We start from the raw sequence: 18,948 nt of genomic DNA, 5'->3' as shown, positions 1-18,948 counted from the left end.
GGCCATGGCCACGATGAATGTCTCCCTCCCCGATAAAATGCGCGAATGGGTCGATGCCCAGGTTGCCACCGGGCGCTTTGCCAATGCCAGTGATTTGATCCGCGATCTCATTCGCGATGCGCAGTCTCGCGAGGCGATAGCCCCGGCTCCGGCCAAGAAGCCGTGATCACTTACCGCCGCCCGATGCCGGAGGAGGCACAGGCCTTTGCGACATTGCATGTGCAGTGCTGGCGCGAGTCCTATCCCGATTATGTGCCGGCAGAATTGATGGCGGGGTTTTCTGTGGAGAAGCGCCTGCCGATGTGGGAGGGCGTGCTGGCCACAGCGGAGCGCATCGTGATCGGGGCCTATATGGATGATGTGCCAGCGGGGTTCATCATCGCAGGGCCCACGCCGGAAGATCTGATTGAAAAACAGGATGGCCATGTCTGGGCGCTCTACATCGCAAGGGCCGCGCATCGGCAAGGCATTGGTCGCGTTCTGATGAATATGGCAGCGCGCAAATGGCTGGAACGCGGCGGGCATACATTCACTGTCGGCGTTCTGCGCGCCAATGCTCCGGCGCGGGCGTTTTATGAGGCGCTGGGTGCGGTGGCGGTGAAGGAGAGTGTCTATGATTGGGATGGCCACCCGCTCAAGGATTGCACCTACTTTTTGGATACGGCGCAAATGTTGAAGGTGGCGGCTGCAGTGAATCCGCAGCCGCCGAGACCGTAGTCAGAGGAAGAACCCGCCGCTGGCTTCGACGCGCTGACCATTGACCCAGCGGAAATCGTCCGACAGCATGGATGCTCCGATTGCGCCGATATCATCAGGCAGGCCGACGCGGCCCAGGGCCGTCTGGCCAGCGATCATGGCGTTCATGTCCTTGCTGTCACGCACGCGGCCTCCGCCGAAATCGGTTTCAATGGCACCGGGGGCCAACGTGTTGGCGCTGATCTTGCGTGCACCAAGTTCCTTTGCGAGGTAGCGGGTGAAGACTTCGATGCCGCCTTTCATCATGGCGTAAGTGGAAGAGCCGGGCATAGAGAAGCGAGCCAGTCCCGACGACACATTGATGATCTTGCCGCCATCATTCATTACTGGCAGCAGCTTCTGGGTGAGGAAGTAGGGTGACTTCAAATGGATGGTCATGATCTCGTCCCATTTTTCCTCGGTTACATCAACAATCGGCGTGTACATGCCGATGCCTGCATTGTTGACGAGGTGATCGAACTTCTCGGTGTTCCAGGTGGCGCTGAGGGCTTTCTTCACTTCGCCTACGAAAGCATCGAAGCTGGCGGGCTTTGATACATCGAGCTGCAGGGCCACGGCCTTGCGGCCCTTGGCGGTGATTTCGCTGACCACCTTGTCGGCCTCGGTCTTGTTGGTGTTGTAAGTGATGATCGAGTCCTGGCCGCGGTCTGCCGCATGCAAAGCGATTGAGCGGCCAAGGCCGCGGCTGCCGCCGGTAATAATGTTGATTTTCATGTTGTGCACTCCTGTTTGAGGAGCCACATGTAGTTCCATGGATGCCGAACGAAAGTAGGCACCCAAAAAATTCTAAGGCACCGAAAGGATACCGTGATGGATGAGCAGCTTTCCCCTGATCTTAAAGGGACTGAATCGGAAGCCCATGCGCAGATTCCGGAATTTCCGCCGGAAGTTGAGGCACTGACCACCGAGCTGATCGGCCATATCGCCGACAAGTGGACGATGCTGGTGCTGGAAGAGCTGGCTAATGGCAGGCCGCAGCGTTTCACGGCGCTGCGCAAGGCGGTGCCCGGCGTGAGCCAGAAAATGCTGACGCAGACGCTTCGGCAGATGGAGCGTGTTGGGCTTGTCACACGAAAAGTGCATCCGGTCATTCCGCCACGGGTGGAATACCAGCGCACGGAGCTGGGCCATGGGCTGGGCAAGGTGGTTTGCCACCTGTGGAACTGGGTTGCCAACAATTCCGCCGAGATGCAGGCCGCGCGGACGCAGTTTGATGCGGTGAACTTTAAAGGGTGATGGGAACCTTGATGTAGTGCACGCCATTGGCATCGGCTGGCGGCAGTTTGCCGGCGCGCATGTTGACCTGGATTGAGGGCATCAAAAAAGTGGGGGCAGACAGCGTTTTGTCCCGCGCTTCGCGCATTGACACGAAATCGGCTGCACTCACCCCGTCGTGTACATGGATATTGTCCAGGCGCTGGTCGCTCACGGTCGTCTCCCAGGTATATTCTGTGCGGCCGCCCTTGGGCAGATAGTCATGGCACATGAAAAGCCGGGTTTCCGCGGGCATAGCCAGAAGCCTTTTGATGGAATGATAGAGGTCGGCTGCGTTGCCGCCGGGAAAATCGGCGCGCGCTGTGCCGTAGTCGGGCATGAACAACGTGTCGCCGACAAAGACAGCATCGGCAATCTTGTAGGATACGCAAGCCGGCGTATGGCCCGGCGTTGAGATGACTTCGATTTCCAGCGCACCCAGCAAGAGCTTTTCCCCGTCCTTCACGAGGAGGTCAAACTCCGCACCGGAGCCCGACACATCCACCGCGTTGAAGACCGGGCGGAAGATGGCCTGCACTTCCTTGATGCGTTCACCGATCACAACGGCAGCGCCAGTTTTCAGTTTGATATAAGGCGCGCCGGACAGATGATCGGCGTGAACATGGGTTTCGAGAACGTAGCGGATTTTGCAGTTTTCAGCTTCAGCTTTGGCCAATACGGCGTCGGCAGACTTTACCGAGGCTTTGCCCGATGCGTGATCGTAATCGAACACGGGGTCAACAACAGCCGCGTCGCGGGTTTCCGGATCAATAACAAGATAAGTCACGGTCTTGCTCGGTTCGTCGAAAAAAGCGTGAATCAGCGGTACTGTCATGGCGTTCTCCATTTCTATTGACTTTTATATTAGAATTCACTTATATTAGCAATATCTAATGTTTAGGCGAATGCAATGCTGACCAAAACACCACTCTCTGCCATTGGCGGCCTGTCTGAAAAAGCCGCTAGTGTTGCGGAAATCCTGAAGGAGCTCGCGAATGAGAAGCGTCTGCTCATTCTTTGCGGACTGCTTGAAAAAGGCGAAGCGAGTGTGGCCGAACTTTCCGAAATAGCAGGGCTTGGACAATCTGCCATGTCGCAACATCTGGCCCGGTTGCGGGCAATGAATATGGTGAAATTTCGCCGGAATGGCGCTGCCGTTTATTATGCAGTTGCTGATCGTAAGCTGGCAACTTTAATGAAAACCCTGAAAACCCTTTACTGCTGAGGCCGACATGAACATGAAGAATCTGACCGCCCAAGAAGTACGCGCACAGATGGACGGTGGAGCGATGCTCATCGACATCCGCGAGCAGGATGAATTTGCGCGCGAAAGCATACCAGGTGCCAGTAATGTTTCCCTAGCGCGGCTTTGCGATGAGAAGTCAGGCCTGACATCGACCCCGGTTATTTTCCACTGCAAAAGCGGCACCCGCACCCGGATGAATGCCGAGCTTCTGGCCCGGGCAACAGGCGGGAGTTTCGCGGTGCTTGATGGTGGGATTGAGGCCTGGAAATCAGCTGGTTTCGCCACCGTGATCAATCGGAGGAAACCCTTGGAAATGATGCGTCAGGTTCAGATCGCTGCCGGATCGCTTGTGGCGCTCGGCGCTGGTCTGGGATTCGTGGCCAATCCTGGCTTCTACGCGCTGTCAGCCGCAGTGGGCCTTGGGCTTGTCTTTGCGGGCATGAGTGGCACCTGCATGATGGCGCGCCTTCTGCATCTTGCGCCCTGGAACCGCGTGTGAGCGCTGATCTTGTCACGATCGCGGGCGGTGCCATTGTCGGTCTTGTCCTGGGGATTGTTGGCGGTGGCGGCTCTATTCTGGCGGTACCGCTTCTGCTGTATGGTGTGGGCATGCCCTCGGTTCACGCTGCCATCGGAACAAGTGCCGTTGCGGTGGCACTGAATGCCGCTGCAAACTTGCTCATGGCGGCCAAGCGCGGCTTGGTGAAATGGCGCTGCGGGCTGGTCTTTGCAGCTGCAGGGATGAACGGTTCGCTGGCTGGCTCGCATCTGGCGTTGATGATGGATGGCAGGAAACTGCTCGCGCTTTTTGGCGGCTTGATGATCATGGTGGGCGCATTGATGCTTGCCAAGAAAAATGCCGAAGGTGATCCTGATGTGCGCCTCACCTTCTCTAGTGCACGCCACATGGTGCCGTGGCTTGTCGCAGTAGGGATGGTTGTGGGGGTGCTAGCGGGCTTTTTCGGCATCGGTGGCGGTTTCCTGATTGTGCCGGGCCTCATGTTCGCATCCGGCATGCCCATCGGCTTTGCCGTTGCCACATCGCTGGTAGGAGTTGCGGCCTTCGGCGCCAGCACGGCATTCTCCTATGCCCTTGCGGGCGCAATCGATTGGCGGGTGATGGCATTCTTCTTAGGCGGAGGCCTTATCGGCAGTGTAGTCGGGCAGGGCTTTGCTGGCCGCCTGATACTTCACAAATCTGCAATGCAGGCCGTGTTTGCTGCCTTCGTCATCATCGTTGGTGGCTTTATCGTGCATCAAGCTTGGGCAACGCCTGTCTAAGTTCTAATCACGTAATTTTATTTCGTTTTCTGAATCAATCTCATTATTTCCTTGCGCGATAAGTTTCCTGGTGCTTGATAAGGTCAGTACACCTGTCCTTTCCGAGGAGTTCAAGCCATGGCCGATCGTATCGAAGCCACTAGCCCCATCCAGTTCCAGCCGGAAGGGATGCGGCCTGCCCATGGGCTTTATGACCCGCGCAATGAGCATGATGCCTGCGGCATTGGCCTCTATGCCAATATCCATAACAAGAAGAGCCACGAGGTCGTCACCAAGGGTCTCGACATCCTGCGCAATCTTGAACATCGCGGCGCTGTCGGTGCCGACCCGAAGGCGGGCGATGGTGCTGGCATCCTCATTCAGATCCCGCATGACTATTTTGTTGCTGAAGCGAAGAAGAATGGCTTCGAGTTGCCGGGTGCCGGCCAGTATGGCGTGGGCTTTCTGTTTCAGCCGCGCGAAGCGGTGTACCGCCAGGACATTGAACGTATCTGGTGGGAAGCCGCGCGTGACGAAGGCCTAAAGGTTCTGGGCTGGCGCGACGTGCCGGTGGATTCCACCGTGCTGGGCTATTCGGTGAAGGGCACGGAGCCCATCCACCGCCAGGTGTTCATCGGCAAAGGCCCGATGATCCGCGATGAAGCGCATTTCGAGCGCAAGCTTTTTGTGTGCCGCAAGGTGGTGTCCAACCGCATCCATGATGTGCTGGGTTCCAAGGCGCGCGCTTATTATCCGGTTTCAGTCTCCTGCCGTACGGTGGTTTACAAGGGCCTGGTGCTGGGCGTTGACGTGTCGAACTATTATCTCGACCTCAAGGATGAGCGCGTGCAATCGGCCTTCGCGCTGGTGCATCAACGTTTCTCCACCAACACTTTCCCCAGCTGGCCACTGGCGCATCCCTACCGCATGGTTTGCCACAATGGCGAGATCAACACGGTGCGCGGCAATTTCAACTGGATGGCGGCGCGCCAGGCCAATATGTCGTCAGACGTTTTGGGCGAGGATATTTCCAAGCTTTGGCCGATTTCTTACGAGGGCCAATCCGACACCGCGGTGTTCGACAATGCGCTGGAGCTGCTCTGCATGGGCGGCTATTCGCTGCCACATGCGATGATGATGCTGATCCCGGAAGCCTGGGCCGGCAACCCGCTGATGGATGATGATCGTCGTGCTTTCTACGAACATCACGCCGCGATGATGGAACCGTGGGACGGCCCCGCCGCCATGGTGTTCACCGATGGAAAAGTGATCGGCGCCACGCTGGACCGCAACGGCCTGCGCCCGTCGCGCTACCTCGTCACCGATGATGGCCATGTGCTGCTCGCCTCCGAAATGGGCGTACTGCCGTTTGATGAATCAAAGGTCGTCACCAAGTGGCGCCTGCAGCCGGGCAAGATGCTGCTAATTGACCTCGACAAGAAGAAGATCATTTCCGACGAAGATCTTAAGAAGGAACTTTCGACGGCACATCCTTACAAGGAATGGCTGAAGCGCACCCAGGTTGTGCTGCGCGATTTGCCCAAGGCGAAGACGGCGCGGCCGAAGATCACTGTGCCGCTGCTCGACCGGCAGCAGGCCTTTGGTTACACCAAGGAAGACCTGGCGGTGCTGATGGCACCGATGGCATCCACGGGCCAGGAAGCCGTGGGCTCGATGGGCAATGACGCGCCGATTTCCGCACTGTCTGACCGTTCGAAAATGCTGGACACTTATTTCAAGCAGAACTTCGCGCAGGTGACCAATCCGCCGATCGATCCGATCCGCGAAGAACTGGTGATGAGCCTTGTGTCCTTCATCGGGCCACGCCCGAACTTGCTTGATCTCAAGGGCACATCGAAGCATATGCGGCTGGAAGTGTCGCAGCCAATTTTGACGAATGAAGAACTGGAGCGCATTCGCAATATCGGCTCGGTGCGCGAGAACCCGTTCCGCACCGCGACCATCGACATTACTTATGATGTGGCGAATGGCGCCGAATATATGGCTGCGGCTTTGGACAGCGTATGCATGCTGGCCGAGCGCGCGGTGGCGGATGGCTATAACATCATCATCCTGTCGGACCGTGCGGTTTCTGCCGAACGCGTGCCGATCCCGGCGCTGCTGGCAACCTCTGCCACGCATCATCATCTGATCCGTAAGGGCCTGCGCACGCTCGTCGGCCTCGTTGTTGAATCGGGCGAGCCGCGCGAAGTGCATCAATTCTGCATGTTGGCTGGTTATGGTGCGGAAGCGATCAATCCCTATCTGGCGTTTGAAACGCTGGATGCTTTGCTGCCTACGCTGGATGAAAAGATCAGCGCCTATGAAGCGGTGAAGCGTTACATCAAGGCCGTCGACAAGGGCATCATGAAGGTGATGTCGAAGATGGGCATCTCGACCTATCAATCCTATTGCGGCGCGCAGATTTTCGACGCGGTGGGACTCTCAACTGAATTCGTGAAGAAGTATTTCACCGGCACGGTGACCACGATTGAAGGCGTGGGTCTGGTCGAAATCGCTGAGGAAACTTTCAAGCGTCATGAAGATGCGTTTGGGTTGAACCCAGTGCTGACGACTTCGCTGGAAGTGGGCGGCGATTACGCGCAGCGCATCCGTGGTGAAGCGCATGTGTGGACGGCGGAAACAGTGTCTCTGCTGCAGCATTCGGTGCGCGGCAATTCGCTCGACAAGTACAAGGAATATGCGCGCCACATCAATGAACAGAATGAGCGGCTGAAGACCATCCGCGGCCTGTTCCGCATCAAGAGCGCTGAGGAAATGGGCAAGCACCCCATTCCGATTGAAGAAGTGGAAAGCGCCAAGGATATGGTGAAGCGCTTTGCCACGGGTGCGATGTCTTACGGCTCGATTAGCCGTGAGGCACATACCACGCTGGCGATTGCGATGAACCGTATTGGTGGGCGCTCCAACACCGGCGAAGGCGGCGAGGAATCGGATCGCTTCAAGCCACTGCCCAACGGTGACTCGATGCGTTCTGCCATCAAGCAGGTGGCGAGTGGACGCTTCGGCGTGACCACGGAATATCTAGTCAATTCCGACATGATGCAGATCAAGATGGCGCAGGGTGCCAAGCCCGGCGAGGGCGGGCAGCTGCCCGGCCATAAAGTTGACAGCGTGATTGCCAAGGTGCGCCATTCGACGCCGGGTGTGGGCCTGATTTCGCCGCCGCCGCATCACGACATCTATTCGATCGAAGATCTGGCGCAGCTGATTTATGATTTGAAGAACGTCAATCCGCGCGGGCTGGTTTCGGTGAAGCTAGTGTCCGAAGTGGGTGTGGGCACGGTTGCTGCCGGCGTATCGAAGGCGCATGCCGATCACGTCACCATTTCCGGTTACGAAGGTGGTACGGGTGCTTCGCCTTTGACGTCGATCAAGCATGCTGGTTCGCCGTGGGAAATTGGCTTGGCCGAAACCCAGCAGACTCTTGTTGCCAATGATCTGCGTGGCCGCATTACAGTGCAGGCGGATGGCGGCATCCGCTCTGGCCGCGACGTGATGATTGCGGCTTTGCTGGGTGCCGATGAAATCGGCTTTGCCACAGCGCCGCTGATCGCTGCCGGTTGCATCATGATGCGCAAGTGCCATTTGAACACGTGCCCTGTTGGTGTTGCCACGCAAGACCCAGAACTGCGCAAGCGCTTCAAGGGGCAGCCTGAACACGTTATCAATTTCTTCTTCTTCGTGGCGGAAGAGCTGCGTGGCTTGATGGCACATATGGGCATTCGCAAATATGAAGAGCTGATCGGTGCTACCGAATGGCTTGATACCAAGAAGGCTATTTCCCATTGGAAGGCCAAGGGCCTGGATTTCGGCAAACTGTTTGCCAAGGCTGATGTGACCGGGCCGATTGCGACCAAGCATGTGAGCAGCCAGGATCATGGGCTGGAGAAGATTCTCGACCGTGAACTGATTGCCAAAGCTGCGCCCGCACTCACCAAGGGCGAGCCCGTGGTGATCGAAGCCAAGATCCGCAACCGCGACCGCACGGCGGGTGCGATGCTCGCCGGCGAAGTGGCTATGGCTTATGGTCATGACGGTTTGCCGGAAGATACGATCATGGTGAAGCTGACCGGCACATCGGGCCAGAGCTTTGGCGCATGGGCGGCGAAGGGCATGACGCTCGATCTGACCGGCGAAGGCAATGACTATGTGGGCAAGGGGCTTTCGGGCGGCAAGATCATAATCAAGCCTTATGACAATATCGGCTTTGCGCCGGAGCGTTCGATCATCGTGGGCAATACAGTGCTTTATGGCGCGATCACCGGAGAAGCCTATTTCCGCGGTGTGGGTGGCGAGCGGTTTGCGGTTCGCAATTCAGGCGCCATTGCTGTCGTCGAAGGCGTGGGCGACCATGGCTGCGAGTACATGACCGGCGGCTGCGTGCTGGTGATCGGCGAGACGGGGCGCAACTTCGCGGCCGGTATGTCTGGCGGCGTGGCTTACGTTCTGGATGAGGATGGCGGCTTCGAGAAGCGTTGCAACCTCGCCATGGTGGATTTGCAGCCGGTGCCGGCGGAAGAAGAGCTGATCGAAAAGCACCAGCATCATGGGGGTGATCTGGAAGGCCACGGCCTTGTAGATATTACCGGTCAGATGGACCGCAACGATGCCACGCGCATCCATGAACTTCTGGTGCGGCACTACAAATATACAAATTCGAGCAAGGCCAAGGCCATCCTTGATGACTGGGCGAATTACCTGCCAAAATTCGTGAAGGTGATGCCGGTGGAATATGCGCGGGCGCTGGCCGATCTGGAAAAGGCGCAAGCCACAAGCAATGGGCTCACCGTTGGCGTGAAGAGGAGTGCGTAAACATGGGCAAGATCACAGGCTTTCTTGAGATCGACCGGCAGGACCGCAAATATGGTCCGGCGGCAGACCGCGTGCGCAACTATAATGAGTTCGTCATCCCGCTGGGCGATGAAGGCACGAAGAACCAGGCGGCGCGCTGCATGAATTGCGGCATTCCTTATTGCCACAATGGCTGCCCGGTGAATAACCAGATCCCGGATTGGAATGACCTCGTTTATAATAATGCGTGGGAAGAAGCGTCGCGCAATCTTCACTCCACCAACAACTTCCCGGAATTTACGGGCCGCGTTTGCCCGGCCCCTTGTGAGGCGTCCTGCACGCTGAACATTGATGACAACCCGGTCACTATCAAGACGATCGAATGCGCGATCGTGGACAAAGCCTGGGAAAATGGCTGGCTGAAGCCGATTATCGCGCCGGAGAAGACCGGCAAGAAGGTTGCCATTGTGGGCGGCGGGCCGGCTGGCCTTGCGGCTGCGCAGCAACTGGCGCGCGCCGGGCATGAAGTGCATCTGTTCGAGAAGAACGCCAAGGTGGGTGGCCTGATGCGTTATGGCATTCCTGATTTCAAAATGGAGAAGCATCTGATTGACCGGCGCGTCACCCAGATGGAAGGCGAGGGTGTGACCTTCCATTATGGCGCGCATATCGGCGTGACGCAGGATGCCAAACAGCTGGTTGATTCATTTGATGCCGTGCTGCTGACCGGCGGTTCGGAAAAACCGCGCGACCTTCCCATTCCGGGGCGCGAGATGGATGGCGTGCATTTCGCCATGGAATTCCTGCCGCAGCAAAACCGGCGCAATTCCAAGGAAGCGCCGCTCGATAACCGGCCCATTCTGGCCACTGGCAAGCATGTCGTGGTGGTGGGCGGTGGCGACACGGGCTCGGACTGTATCGGCACGTCGATCCGCCAGGGTGCACTGTCTGTCACCCAAATTGAAATCATGCCAAAGCCGCCGGAGAAGGAAAACAAGGCGCTGACCTGGCCGAATTGGCCGATGAAGATGCGTACATCGTCGTCGCATCAGGAAGGCGCAGAGCGCGATTTCGCGGTGGCCACCATGTCGCTTGCGGGCGCTGATGGCAAGGTGACCACACTGAAATGCGCGCGTGCGGGTTCGGATTTCAAGCCGGTGCCCGGCACGGAGTTCGATCTGAAGGCCGATCTGGTTCTTCTGGCCATGGGCTTTGTGCATCCGGTGCATGAAGGCATGTTGCAGACCCTTGGCGTGAAGATCGATCCGCGCGGCAATGTTGATGCGAATGTCCATAATTACAAAACGACGATCGACAAGGTTTTCTCCGCCGGTGACATGCGCCGTGGCCAATCGCTGGTGGTATGGGCCATCCGCGAAGGCCGCCAGGCAGCGCGCGCCGTCGATGAGTTCCTGATGGGTGAAAGCGTTTTGCCGCGGTAAGGCTGGCCCGCAGGGGAAGGCGCGATGAAAGGTCTGAGCAGTTTTGTTCTGCCCGATGATTCGGGCGTTAAGAGAACAATTACGCGTCCCGAAGCTTTCCGGCAGGACGGCTATCTTGCCAACTACGACTTCCGCACAGTGTTTTATGACTGCTTTCGCGAAGGGGACTCGCTGATTTTTGTCGCGCCACCCTTGATTAATTTCAAGGACGAATTGCTGTCTGCGCTGCAGAAGGCCAGCGGAAATGCACAACTCGACTATTATGCGCGTGACCGCACGGTTGAAATTCGGCTGAAGACCGGAGCCGAAGAACTTGAGGTTTCGTTCGCCGGGATCAGGGAAATGATTACGCCGCAACCCAACGAGTCGCATTTGTTTGAAATGCGGCGGGTGATGCTGACGCAATCCAAGAACAATGACCCGCAATGGATCGCTGACTGGTTCCAGTTTCATGCGAAAAGTCACGGCGCTAATGCGTTGCTGCTCTATGACAACAATTCTGACCGCTACGAGACGGCGGAACTGGAAGATGGCCTTCAACGCCGTTTCCCTGCTGCGTTGATCAAAGTAGTGGACTGGCGTTTTCCTTTCGGCGTCACGGGCGGGCCGCAGCAGATGTGGGATTCGGATTTTTCCCAATTCGGTGTGTTGAACCATGCGCGGTTTCGCTTCCTTCGCTCGGCCCGTTCGGTACTCCATGGCGATGTTGATGAGTTGATCGTCGCGGTGGATGGCAGGAGTTCGGTGTTTTCTGCCGCCGAAAATTCACCTTTCGGTGTCATCATCTATAACGGCCATTGGATCAGTGACGCTACTGCGCTGGCAGACGGGCAGGCCCTTCGGCATCGTGATTTTCTGCATCTGGTGCCCAGTCCGAAAAACGTCTGCACGCCGAAATGGTGCACAGTACCGGGGCGAAACCGGCACGACAGCAATTGGGAGATTCATTCCATCTCTGGTTACTCGGGCACGGAGCTGCGCAGTCCAGATTTCAAGATCAGGCATTTTAGCGCGATTACCAGCTGGCGTGCCGTGCGAATGAGCACACGGCCTATTGCTGCGGATGACAAGATTGATGAACCATTGGTGAAGGCGTTGCAGGGCGCAGGATTGTTCCAGGAGTCGAATGATGCTTCGGAATGAGCTGCGGTGCTCGTCATGAAAGGCTTGAGCAGTTTTGTTCTGCCTGATCATTCAGTTGTAAAGAGAGACATCATCCGCCCGGAGGAATTGCGGCAGCCTGACTATCTCAAGAACTATGATCGGCGCACGGTCTTTTACGATTGTTTTCGTGTTGGACGCGAACTGGTTTTCATTGCGCCGCCTCTGCTCAATCTCAAGGATGAGCTGCTGGCTGCGCTGCAGAAGGCGGCGGGCGGTCATGCCCGGTTGAGATATTTCGCGCGCGACCGGACTGCAGAAATCAGGCTGAAGACCCGAGCTGAGCGTCTTGAGGTTCCCTTTGGCGGCGTCACCCAGACCATCATTCCTCAGGTTACCGATTATCCCCTGTTTGCCGGGCGCCGCGTGATGCTGACGCAATCGAAAAACAATGACCCGCAATGGATCGCTGACTCTTTTCAGTTTCATGCGAAGAACCACGGCGCCAATGCGCTGCTGATCTATGACAACAATTCTGACCGCTATACGCCGACCGAACTGGAAGCGGTTCTCAAGAACCGGTTCCCGGGTGATGTTATGAAGGTCGTGGACTGGCAGTTTCCCTTTGGAGCCGTGGGAGGACCCCACAAAAAATGGGACTCTGATTTCTCTCCCTACGGCGTGTTGAATCACGCGCGGTTCCGATATCTCGCCAAGGCGCGGTCTGTGCTGCAAGGCGATATTGATGAACTTGTGCTGGCCGAGGATGGCAATCGCTCAGTGTTTTCTGCGGCAGAGCGTTCCTTGTTCGGCTTCATTATCTTTGGTGGCCATTGGATTTGTGAGGCAACGACGCGTGAAGAAACACAGCCCCGCCGGCATTGCGATTTTGTGCACGTGGCGGCCCAGCCGGATGTTTTCAATACGCCAAAGTGGTGCGCTGCGCCGTGGCGCATCTGGCACGGGAGTCAGTGGAAAATACATTCCATCGCCAATTCCCGCGGGAGCCAACACCATACTCCGAAATTTGGCATCAGGCATTTTCGTGCCATCACCAGCTGGCGTGCCGATCGGGCCATCACGCGCCCCATTCAAACGGATGACCGGATTGATCAGGCGTTGGTTGAGGCGATGGCCCGCGCTGGTTTGTTTCAGGAGGTAAATGATGCCCCGACTTGAACTGCGGCCCAATTGCGAGCTCTGCGACAAAGACCTGCCGCCGCAGAGTGAAGATGCCCGCATTTGCACCTATGAATGCACCTATTGCGCGGACTGCGCCGAGAAAGTGCTGCACAATGTTTGCATTAATTGCGGAGGCAATCTGGTGGTGCGGCCGATGCGGCCGGTGAAGAGTTGGCACCCCGAAGCCAATCTGGGCCTGATCCATCATCCTGCAAGCGACAAGCGGGTGCACACGTCTTTCAGCAACGATGAGATTGCGGCCTTCGTAGCGCGCGTGAGGGATTTGGCGCCGGGACAGCGTTGAGCGGGGGTTAGAACCCTTCGTTCAACCGCACAAAGGTGAAGCCCTCGGCTTTCAGTTTCAGCATACCCTGCACCACGCCGGCGCCTGCGGGTTTCTTCGGTTGATTGATGTGAGCGATGATCACGTCTCCATCCTGGGCGGCGGCCACCGCGTGAGCGGCGTGATCGCTGGTCCAGCTGGCACCACCATCGCCGGACATGGAGAATCCTGCCACTTCGAAGCCGAGTGATTTGATCAGTTCCAGCGACGTTGCAGTGTATTCTGCAGCGGCACCGCGATACCATTTCGGCCAGTGGCCGAAACGGGCCTGCACAGCGGCGGCGCCATTTTCTACTTCTTCGCTCACGGCCTTCGGTGAGCCTGCGGGCACCAGGCCGTAAACCGGTTCCGGCACATCAATGGCTGGCAGATGTTTGGCGCCATGGTTCTCGATCTGGAAAAGTTCGGGATGCGCCTTGAAGGTGGCAATGGCCGCCGGGTTGCGCTTCAGCCAGCGAGCGGTGACGAAAATGGTGGCCTTCACCTCGTCCTTCACCAACGTTTCTAGAATGCGCTCATCCACCTTGCCCGTGCAGGCATCGAAAGTGAGCGCCACGCGCTTCTGGCCTGCAGGCGCCGGCTTCATGTGCATGTGATACTCGATCAGCGGTACGGCATGAGCCGAAGGCGCAAAGGCAATGGCAAAAAGAAGCGCGGACAAGAATTTCATGTCCGCGCCGTTAACGCCTCATCATGTTGAAATCAAGCCGCGCCGAAATGGCTGGCTTGCACTTTGTTGATCTTGGGGCGCGCCTTTACGGCATTGGCAAGCGCAAGAACCTTGGGGCAGTTGCTGACTAACCAGTCCTGGTCCATCCACTGCGCCACCATCCAGATATAGATATCCAGAACCGAGAATTGCTGGCCAAGGAAATATGGCCCCGCGCCGATTTGCTGCTCCAGAATCCCATAATGGCGCTCGACATATTTACCCGCAGCTCCGGCGATCGCCTGAGCGTGGCCAATATCGTCGGAATAACGGTCGGAATAGCCTTTGCGCAATTCCCCTTCGTAGATATTCACGGCAAGGAAGACCAACCAGCGGTCATGCAGGGCACGCGCACTGCTGCCCGGCTTTGGCGCTAGATTTGCAGTAGGGAACGCATCGGCGATGTGCAACAAAATGGCGGCACATTCGGTCACGACAGTTCCATCAAGTAAAATCAACGCCGGAATTTGCTGGCGCGGATTGATGGCGGTGAATTTCGCGTCGAAGTTTTCCTTCTTGTTGGTGTCAATATGCACCAGATCGAAATCGGCCCCAGCTTCTTGCAAAGCAGCTTCAACCGAAACTGAACCAGACCCTGGGCCGCCATAGAGAACATATTTTGCCATGGCTCAGTTTCCGGTGATGGCCGCCTCCAGAATGTCGAGGCCCTCGTTCAGCACCAGATCAGATGCAGTGAGCGGGGTGAGCAGGCGGATGGTGTTGGCGTAAACACCGCAGGACAGAATGAGCAAGCCGCGCTCCAGGCATTTTGCCACGAGGGCTTTGGTGCCTGCCGCGTCGGGCTCATCGGAGTCCTGCTTGGTGACCACTTCAAAGGCACACATGGCGCCCAGGCCGCGGATGTCGCCCATCGGCATGCCCTTGCCCTTGGCCTTGATCGCCTTCAGGCGCTTCATGATGGTTTCGCCCTGCTTCAATGCCTTGTTCAACAAGTCTTCGGTTTCGAAGGCTTCGAACACGCCCAAGGCTGCGGCGCAGGCAATGGCGTTGCCGGCATAGGTGCCGCCGATGCCGCCTGGATCTGGCGCGTCCATGATGGCGGCCTTGCCGACCACGGCGGCGAGCGGGAAGCCGCCGGCCAGGGATTTCGCCGCTGTCATCAAATCAGGCTCCACGCCGAAATGCTCCATCGCGAAAAATTTTCCGGTGCGGCCAAAGCCGGACTGGATTTCATCGGCGATCAGCAAGATGCCATGCTCGTCGCACAGCTTGCGCAGGCGCTGCATCAATTCCTTGGGCGCAACATAGAAACCGCCCTCGCCCTGCACGGGCTCGATGATGATGGCGGCGACGCGCTGCGGCTCCACATCGCATTTGAACAGAAGCTCGATGGCGTGAATGGAATCTTCCACCGTGATGCCGCGATGCTCAACCGGGAATGGCACGTGCCAGATGCCGGCAGGCATGGGGCCGAACTTGGCCTTGTAGGGCTGCACCTTGCCGGTGAGCGCCATGCCCAAAAGTGTACGGCCATGGAAGCCGCCATGGAAGGCGATCACGTCGCTGCGGCCGGTATAGGCGCGCGCATATTTGATGGCATTTTCGACCGCTTCGGCACCGGTGGTGACGAGGGCGGATTTCTTCTCGCCGGAAATCGGCGCCACGGCGTTGAGCTTTTCACACACTTCGATGAAGGGTGCGTAGGGCATCACCATCGCGCATGTATGCGTGACTTTTTCGAGCTGCTCATAAACCCGCTTCATGACCAGCGGGTGGCGGTGGCCGGTATTGACCACGGCGATGCCGCCGCCGAAATCAACGTAACGATTGCCTTCAATATCCCAGATTTCGGAATTCTCGGCCCGCTCAGCCATGACCGCTGCACCCATGCCGATGCCGCGGGAGACGGCTTTGCTGCGGCGCTCCACCCAGGCTTTGTTGGAACCTGCGGGCTCACGGGTGATCGGTGCGTTCATGATGGATCTCCTTGGAATTTGGCGCAGTCTAGCCTGTTCGGTTGAACCCTCTCAACCGGAATCCGTGGCACCAGATTAAGCCGCCTGCTATGAAGCTTTCATGCGACAGCCTCAACTGACCACCATCACCCTTCCCGAATTCGGCCTGCCCAGCACCGAGCCTGCGCTGGGGCGAAGCCTCTACCAAGCCCGTATCGAGCGATTACGCTCGCGCTTTGTGGCGCAGGGGTTGGATGCCGTGGTGATCTATGGCGACCGCGAGCATGTGGCCAATATTTCCTGGGCCAGCGGTTATGATCCGCGCTTTGAAGAAGCGCTGCTGGTCGTCACCAAAGACCGCAAGCCCACGCTGTTTGCCGGCAATGAGGGCTTTCCCTATGCCGAAGTGGCGGAAGGCGATTTTGAGCGCGTGCTGTGGCAGCAATTGAGCCTGATGGGACAGCCGCGCGACCAGGAGCGGCCGCTGGCCACCTTGCTACAGCAGGCAGGATTGAAACCTGGCATGTCGATCGGCCTTGCAGGCTGGAAGGGTTATGAGAACGAGGCGGGGACTTATGACGCGAACTGGTTCGAGACGCCGCATTATCTGGTGAACACGCTGAAGCAATTCGGCCCGGTGCGCAATGTGGCGGATCTTCTGATGAACCCCATTGATGGTTTGCGCATCATCAATGAAGTGGACCAGCTGGCGCGGTTTGAATATGCGGCCTGTCATTCTTCGCAGCGGGTGAAGAATGTGGTGCTGGGATCGAAGCCTGGCATGAATGAATATGAAGCCTGCAGCAAAATGGGCTTCGATGGCTTTCCCATGGCCGTGCATATCAATATGTGTGCGGGGCCGCGCGCGAAATATGGCCTGCCCAGCCCTTCGATGCGGGTGATGCAGCAGGGCGAGCCTATTGTATTGGGCGTTGGCCTGATGGGCGCACTGAATTGCCGCGCTGGATTCCTGGCGCGCGGGCCGGAAGATTTGAAGCCCGGCATTCAGGATTATGTGGCGAAGCTGGTGGCGCCTTACTTTGCTTCCGCCGTGGCCTGGTATGAAACCATCGGCATCGGCGTTTCGGGCGGCGAGGTCTATGACCGCGTGATGGCGCTGGTGGGCGACAAGTTCTTCGGCATCGGGCTCAATCCCGGCCATTATATTCATCTCGATGAATGGGTGCATTCGCCGATGAAGAAGGGCGGCAGTACCAAGCTGCGTTCCGGCATGGCGCTGCAATGTGACATCATCCCGGCCACTGGCACGGATTATTTCATGAGCAATATCGAGGATGGCATTGCGCTGGCGGATGCGAATTTGCGCGCGGCTTTTGCCTCGGCCTATCCGGAAGCCTGGGCGCGCATAGAAGCGCGGCGGGCGTTTATGATGAACACGCTGGGCATTCGATTGAAGCCGGAGGTGCTGCCCTTCAGCAACATGGCGGCGTGGCTGCCGCCGTTCTGGCTGGCACCTGATCAGGCCATGGCGATGCGAGACGCTGATGCATGATCTCATTCGCGCTTCGGCGCGTGATGTTGTGGGGCTGCTGAAATCCGGCAAGATTTCTCCGCTTGAAGTGCTCACTGTGGTTCAGGCGCGGGTAGCCGCGGCCAACCCCGCCACCAATGCACTGGCCACTTTGTGTTTTGATCGCGCCGAAAAGAATGCGCGTGAACTGATGAAGTGCCCGGCGGCGGATCGCGGCCTTCTGGGCGGCCTGCCACTTCCGATCAAGGATCTGACTGATGTGGCCGGCGTTCGGTCCACACAAGGGTCACGCATTTTTGCGAACCGGATCGCAGAGACATCCGACATTCTGGTTGAGCATCTCGAAGCCGCGGGCGGGGTGGTTTTCGCGATGTCGAACACGCCGGAATTTGGTGCGGGCGGCCACACCTTCAACGATGTGTTCCCCGTGACGCGTAACCCGTGGAACACTTCCTTGTCGGCGGCGGGCTCATCGGGTGGTGCGGCAGCGGCACTGGCCAGCGGCATGGCGTGGCTGGCGCATGGTTCGGACATGGGCGGCAGCTTGCGCAGCCCGGCAAGTTTTTGTGGCGTGGTGGGGCTTCGGCCATCGCCAGGCCGGGTGGCTGCATCCGTATTCAGCAAGATTGACGGCACATTGGGCGTGGAAGGCCCCATGGCGCGCAATGTTGCAGATCTGGCGTTGCTGCTTGACGCGATGAGCGGAACGGAGGCGGGTGATCCGCTTTCCATGTTTCGCGAGGCGGAAAGCTTTCAGAGTGCGACCGCCGCGCCGCGTAAGCCACGCCGTGTTGCAGTGAGCCGCAATCTGGGCATCACACCGGTTGATCCTGAAGTTGAAAAGATTGTCATGGCTGCGGCTGCAAAACTTGCAGGCGAAGGCGTGATCGTGGAGGAGGCGCATCCGGACCTCAGCGATGCAATGCATTGTTTCCAGACTTTGCGCGCGCTGGGCTTTGCCACCGGCATGCGCGGGCTGTTGCGCGATCATCGTGACCTGCTGAAGCCGGAAGTGATCTGGAATATCGAAAAGGGCCTGGCGCTCAGTGGCGACGAGATCGCCATTGCAGAAGGCGAGCGCGGCGCGCTGTTCCGGCGCATGCACGAATTTCTGGGCACGTATGATTTGCTGCTGTGCCCCGCCACCATTGTTCCGCCATTTCCGGTGGAGGAGCGTTACGTCACATCCTGCGCTGGTGTTGAATTTGAAACCTATGTGGATTGGCTGCTGATTGCCGGTGTGGCCACGCTGTGTGCTTGCCCGGCGCTTTCACTGCCTTGCGGGTTCACTGCAGCGGGCCTGCCCGTGGGCTTGCAAGTGATCGTACCCAATAGGCAGGAAGCAAAGTTGCTAGGCATGGCGGCATGGATAGAACAGGCGTTGGGGCTTGGGGCATTGACGCCCATTGAGCCGCGCGCGCCCAGGGCTTGA

General features: G+C 58.0%; 17 protein-coding genes and 1 pseudogene. 13 read left to right on the top strand and 5 right to left on the bottom strand.

The window, feature by feature from the left end; genetic code table 11:
* Positions 1-4 precede the first annotated feature (4 nt).
* Together F8B91_RS13340 and F8B91_RS13335 are read left to right on the top strand one after the other, a co-directional pair.
* Positions 5-130 (top strand): annotated as a pseudogene (locus F8B91_RS13340) (ribbon-helix-helix domain-containing protein); the annotation flags it as partial.
* Between the two features lie 32 nt (positions 131-162).
* Entirely contained in the window at positions 163-717 is a 555-nt protein-coding gene (locus tag F8B91_RS13335) for a GNAT family N-acetyltransferase (RefSeq protein WP_196504344.1), read from the top strand.
* Here the strand turns inward: F8B91_RS13335 and F8B91_RS13330 are convergent, their stop codons facing one another.
* Positions 718-1,470 (bottom strand): SDR family NAD(P)-dependent oxidoreductase, encoded by a 753-nt coding sequence (locus tag F8B91_RS13330; RefSeq protein ID WP_196504343.1) that lies wholly within the window; start codon positions 1,468-1,470, stop codon positions 718-720.
* A gap of 96 nt (positions 1,471-1,566) precedes the next feature.
* Here F8B91_RS13330 and F8B91_RS13325 point away from each other — a divergent pair, with 96 nt between their 5' ends.
* The gene (locus F8B91_RS13325; RefSeq protein ID WP_196504342.1) at positions 1,567-1,992 is read left to right on the top strand and encodes a winged helix-turn-helix transcriptional regulator; all 426 of its coding nucleotides are present in this window, start codon (positions 1,567-1,569) and stop codon (positions 1,990-1,992) included.
* Here F8B91_RS13325 and F8B91_RS13320 read toward each other — a convergent pair.
* Entirely contained in the window at positions 1,982-2,845 is an 864-nt protein-coding gene (locus tag F8B91_RS13320; RefSeq protein ID WP_196504341.1) for an MBL fold metallo-hydrolase, read from the bottom strand. The genes F8B91_RS13325 and F8B91_RS13320 overlap by 11 nt on opposite strands.
* A gap of 75 nt (positions 2,846-2,920) precedes the next feature.
* Here F8B91_RS13320 and F8B91_RS13315 point away from each other — a divergent pair, with 75 nt between their 5' ends.
* From F8B91_RS13315 to F8B91_RS13280, 8 genes are all read left to right on the top strand, one after another.
* Positions 2,921-3,235 carry an ArsR/SmtB family transcription factor gene (locus tag F8B91_RS13315; protein WP_196504340.1) on the top strand — a complete coding sequence of 105 codons (315 nt, stop codon included), beginning with the start codon at positions 2,921-2,923 and terminating at the stop codon, positions 3,233-3,235.
* 7 nt (positions 3,236-3,242) lie between these two features.
* A complete protein-coding gene (locus F8B91_RS13310) occupies positions 3,243-3,755 on the top strand; it encodes a rhodanese family protein (protein WP_196504339.1) in 513 nt (170 codons plus the stop codon).
* Positions 3,752-4,537, top strand: a complete 786-nt coding sequence (locus F8B91_RS13305) for a sulfite exporter TauE/SafE family protein (protein WP_348641800.1) — start codon at positions 3,752-3,754, stop codon at positions 4,535-4,537. Before F8B91_RS13310 ends, F8B91_RS13305 begins: the two co-directional genes overlap by 4 nt.
* Positions 4,538-4,654: 117 nt before the next feature.
* A complete protein-coding gene (gene gltB, locus F8B91_RS13300) occupies positions 4,655-9,352 on the top strand; it encodes a glutamate synthase large subunit (protein ID WP_196504338.1) in 4,698 nt (1,565 codons plus the stop codon).
* Between the two features lie 2 nt (positions 9,353-9,354).
* Entirely contained in the window at positions 9,355-10,773 is a 1,419-nt protein-coding gene (locus tag F8B91_RS13295) for a glutamate synthase subunit beta (RefSeq protein WP_196504337.1), read from the top strand.
* Positions 10,774-10,797: 24 nt separating this feature from the next.
* Positions 10,798-11,916 (top strand): hypothetical protein, encoded by a 1,119-nt coding sequence (locus tag F8B91_RS13290; RefSeq protein WP_196504336.1) that lies wholly within the window; start codon positions 10,798-10,800, stop codon positions 11,914-11,916.
* A gap of 15 nt (positions 11,917-11,931) precedes the next feature.
* Positions 11,932-13,053 carry a hypothetical protein gene (locus tag F8B91_RS13285; protein WP_196504335.1) on the top strand — a complete coding sequence of 374 codons (1,122 nt, stop codon included), beginning with the start codon at positions 11,932-11,934 and terminating at the stop codon, positions 13,051-13,053.
* Positions 13,040-13,360, top strand: coding sequence for a DUF1272 domain-containing protein (locus F8B91_RS13280; protein WP_196504334.1), 321 nt, complete (start codon positions 13,040-13,042; stop codon positions 13,358-13,360). Before F8B91_RS13285 ends, F8B91_RS13280 begins: the two co-directional genes overlap by 14 nt.
* Positions 13,361-13,367: 7 nt before the next feature.
* Here F8B91_RS13280 and F8B91_RS13275 read toward each other — a convergent pair whose 3' ends face one another.
* The 3 genes from F8B91_RS13275 to gabT are packed head-to-tail and all read right to left on the bottom strand — an operon-like array spanning position 13,368 to position 16,045.
* On the bottom strand, positions 13,368-14,069 hold the full coding sequence (locus F8B91_RS13275; RefSeq protein ID WP_196504333.1) for a polysaccharide deacetylase family protein: 702 nt from the start codon (positions 14,067-14,069) through the stop codon (positions 13,368-13,370).
* Positions 14,070-14,101: 32 nt separating this feature from the next.
* Positions 14,102-14,734, bottom strand: coding sequence for a glutathione S-transferase family protein (locus tag F8B91_RS13270; protein WP_196504332.1), 633 nt, complete (start codon positions 14,732-14,734; stop codon positions 14,102-14,104).
* Between the two features lie 3 nt (positions 14,735-14,737).
* On the bottom strand, positions 14,738-16,045 hold the full coding sequence (gene gabT, locus F8B91_RS13265) for a 4-aminobutyrate--2-oxoglutarate transaminase (RefSeq protein WP_196504331.1): 1,308 nt from the start codon (positions 16,043-16,045) through the stop codon (positions 14,738-14,740).
* Between the two features lie 100 nt (positions 16,046-16,145).
* Between gabT and F8B91_RS13260 the strand changes: the two genes are divergently transcribed.
* Both F8B91_RS13260 and F8B91_RS13255 read left to right on the top strand, forming a co-directional pair.
* On the top strand, positions 16,146-17,537 hold the full coding sequence (locus tag F8B91_RS13260) for an aminopeptidase P family N-terminal domain-containing protein (RefSeq protein WP_196504330.1): 1,392 nt from the start codon (positions 16,146-16,148) through the stop codon (positions 17,535-17,537).
* On the top strand, positions 17,530-18,948 hold the full coding sequence (locus tag F8B91_RS13255; RefSeq protein WP_196504329.1) for an amidase: 1,419 nt from the start codon (positions 17,530-17,532) through the stop codon (positions 18,946-18,948). Before F8B91_RS13260 ends, F8B91_RS13255 begins: the two co-directional genes overlap by 8 nt.

This window comes from Aestuariivirga litoralis, from assembly GCF_015714715.1.
GTDB classification, from domain to species: domain Bacteria; phylum Pseudomonadota; class Alphaproteobacteria; order Rhizobiales; family Aestuariivirgaceae; genus Aestuariivirga; species Aestuariivirga litoralis_A.
This window is presented reverse-complemented; position numbering and strand designations above follow the sequence as displayed.

Excerpts from the sequence above, each read along its gene's own strand:
- F8B91_RS13330 (WP_196504343.1), bottom strand. The coding sequence starts at position 1,470 with ATGAAAATCAACATTATTACCGGCGGCAGCCGCGGCCTTGGCCGCTCA.
- F8B91_RS13325 (WP_196504342.1), top strand. The coding sequence starts at position 1,567 with ATGGATGAGCAGCTTTCCCCTGATCTTAAAGGGACTGAATCGGAAGCC.
- F8B91_RS13320 (WP_196504341.1), bottom strand. The coding sequence starts at position 2,845 with ATGACAGTACCGCTGATTCACGCTTTTTTCGACGAACCGAGCAAGACC.
- F8B91_RS13315 (WP_196504340.1), top strand. The coding sequence starts at position 2,921 with ATGCTGACCAAAACACCACTCTCTGCCATTGGCGGCCTGTCTGAAAAA.
- F8B91_RS13310 (WP_196504339.1), top strand. The coding sequence starts at position 3,243 with ATGAACATGAAGAATCTGACCGCCCAAGAAGTACGCGCACAGATGGAC.
- gltB (WP_196504338.1), top strand. The coding sequence starts at position 4,655 with ATGGCCGATCGTATCGAAGCCACTAGCCCCATCCAGTTCCAGCCGGAA.
- F8B91_RS13295 (WP_196504337.1), top strand. The coding sequence starts at position 9,355 with ATGGGCAAGATCACAGGCTTTCTTGAGATCGACCGGCAGGACCGCAAA.
- F8B91_RS13290 (WP_196504336.1), top strand. The coding sequence starts at position 10,798 with ATGAAAGGTCTGAGCAGTTTTGTTCTGCCCGATGATTCGGGCGTTAAG.
- F8B91_RS13285 (WP_196504335.1), top strand. The coding sequence starts at position 11,932 with ATGAAAGGCTTGAGCAGTTTTGTTCTGCCTGATCATTCAGTTGTAAAG.
- F8B91_RS13280 (WP_196504334.1), top strand. The coding sequence starts at position 13,040 with ATGCCCCGACTTGAACTGCGGCCCAATTGCGAGCTCTGCGACAAAGAC.
- F8B91_RS13275 (WP_196504333.1), bottom strand. The coding sequence starts at position 14,069 with ATGAAATTCTTGTCCGCGCTTCTTTTTGCCATTGCCTTTGCGCCTTCG.
- F8B91_RS13270 (WP_196504332.1), bottom strand. The coding sequence starts at position 14,734 with ATGGCAAAATATGTTCTCTATGGCGGCCCAGGGTCTGGTTCAGTTTCG.
- gabT (WP_196504331.1), bottom strand. The coding sequence starts at position 16,045 with ATGAACGCACCGATCACCCGTGAGCCCGCAGGTTCCAACAAAGCCTGG.
- F8B91_RS13260 (WP_196504330.1), top strand. The coding sequence starts at position 16,146 with ATGCGACAGCCTCAACTGACCACCATCACCCTTCCCGAATTCGGCCTG.
- F8B91_RS13255 (WP_196504329.1), top strand. The coding sequence starts at position 17,530 with ATGCATGATCTCATTCGCGCTTCGGCGCGTGATGTTGTGGGGCTGCTG.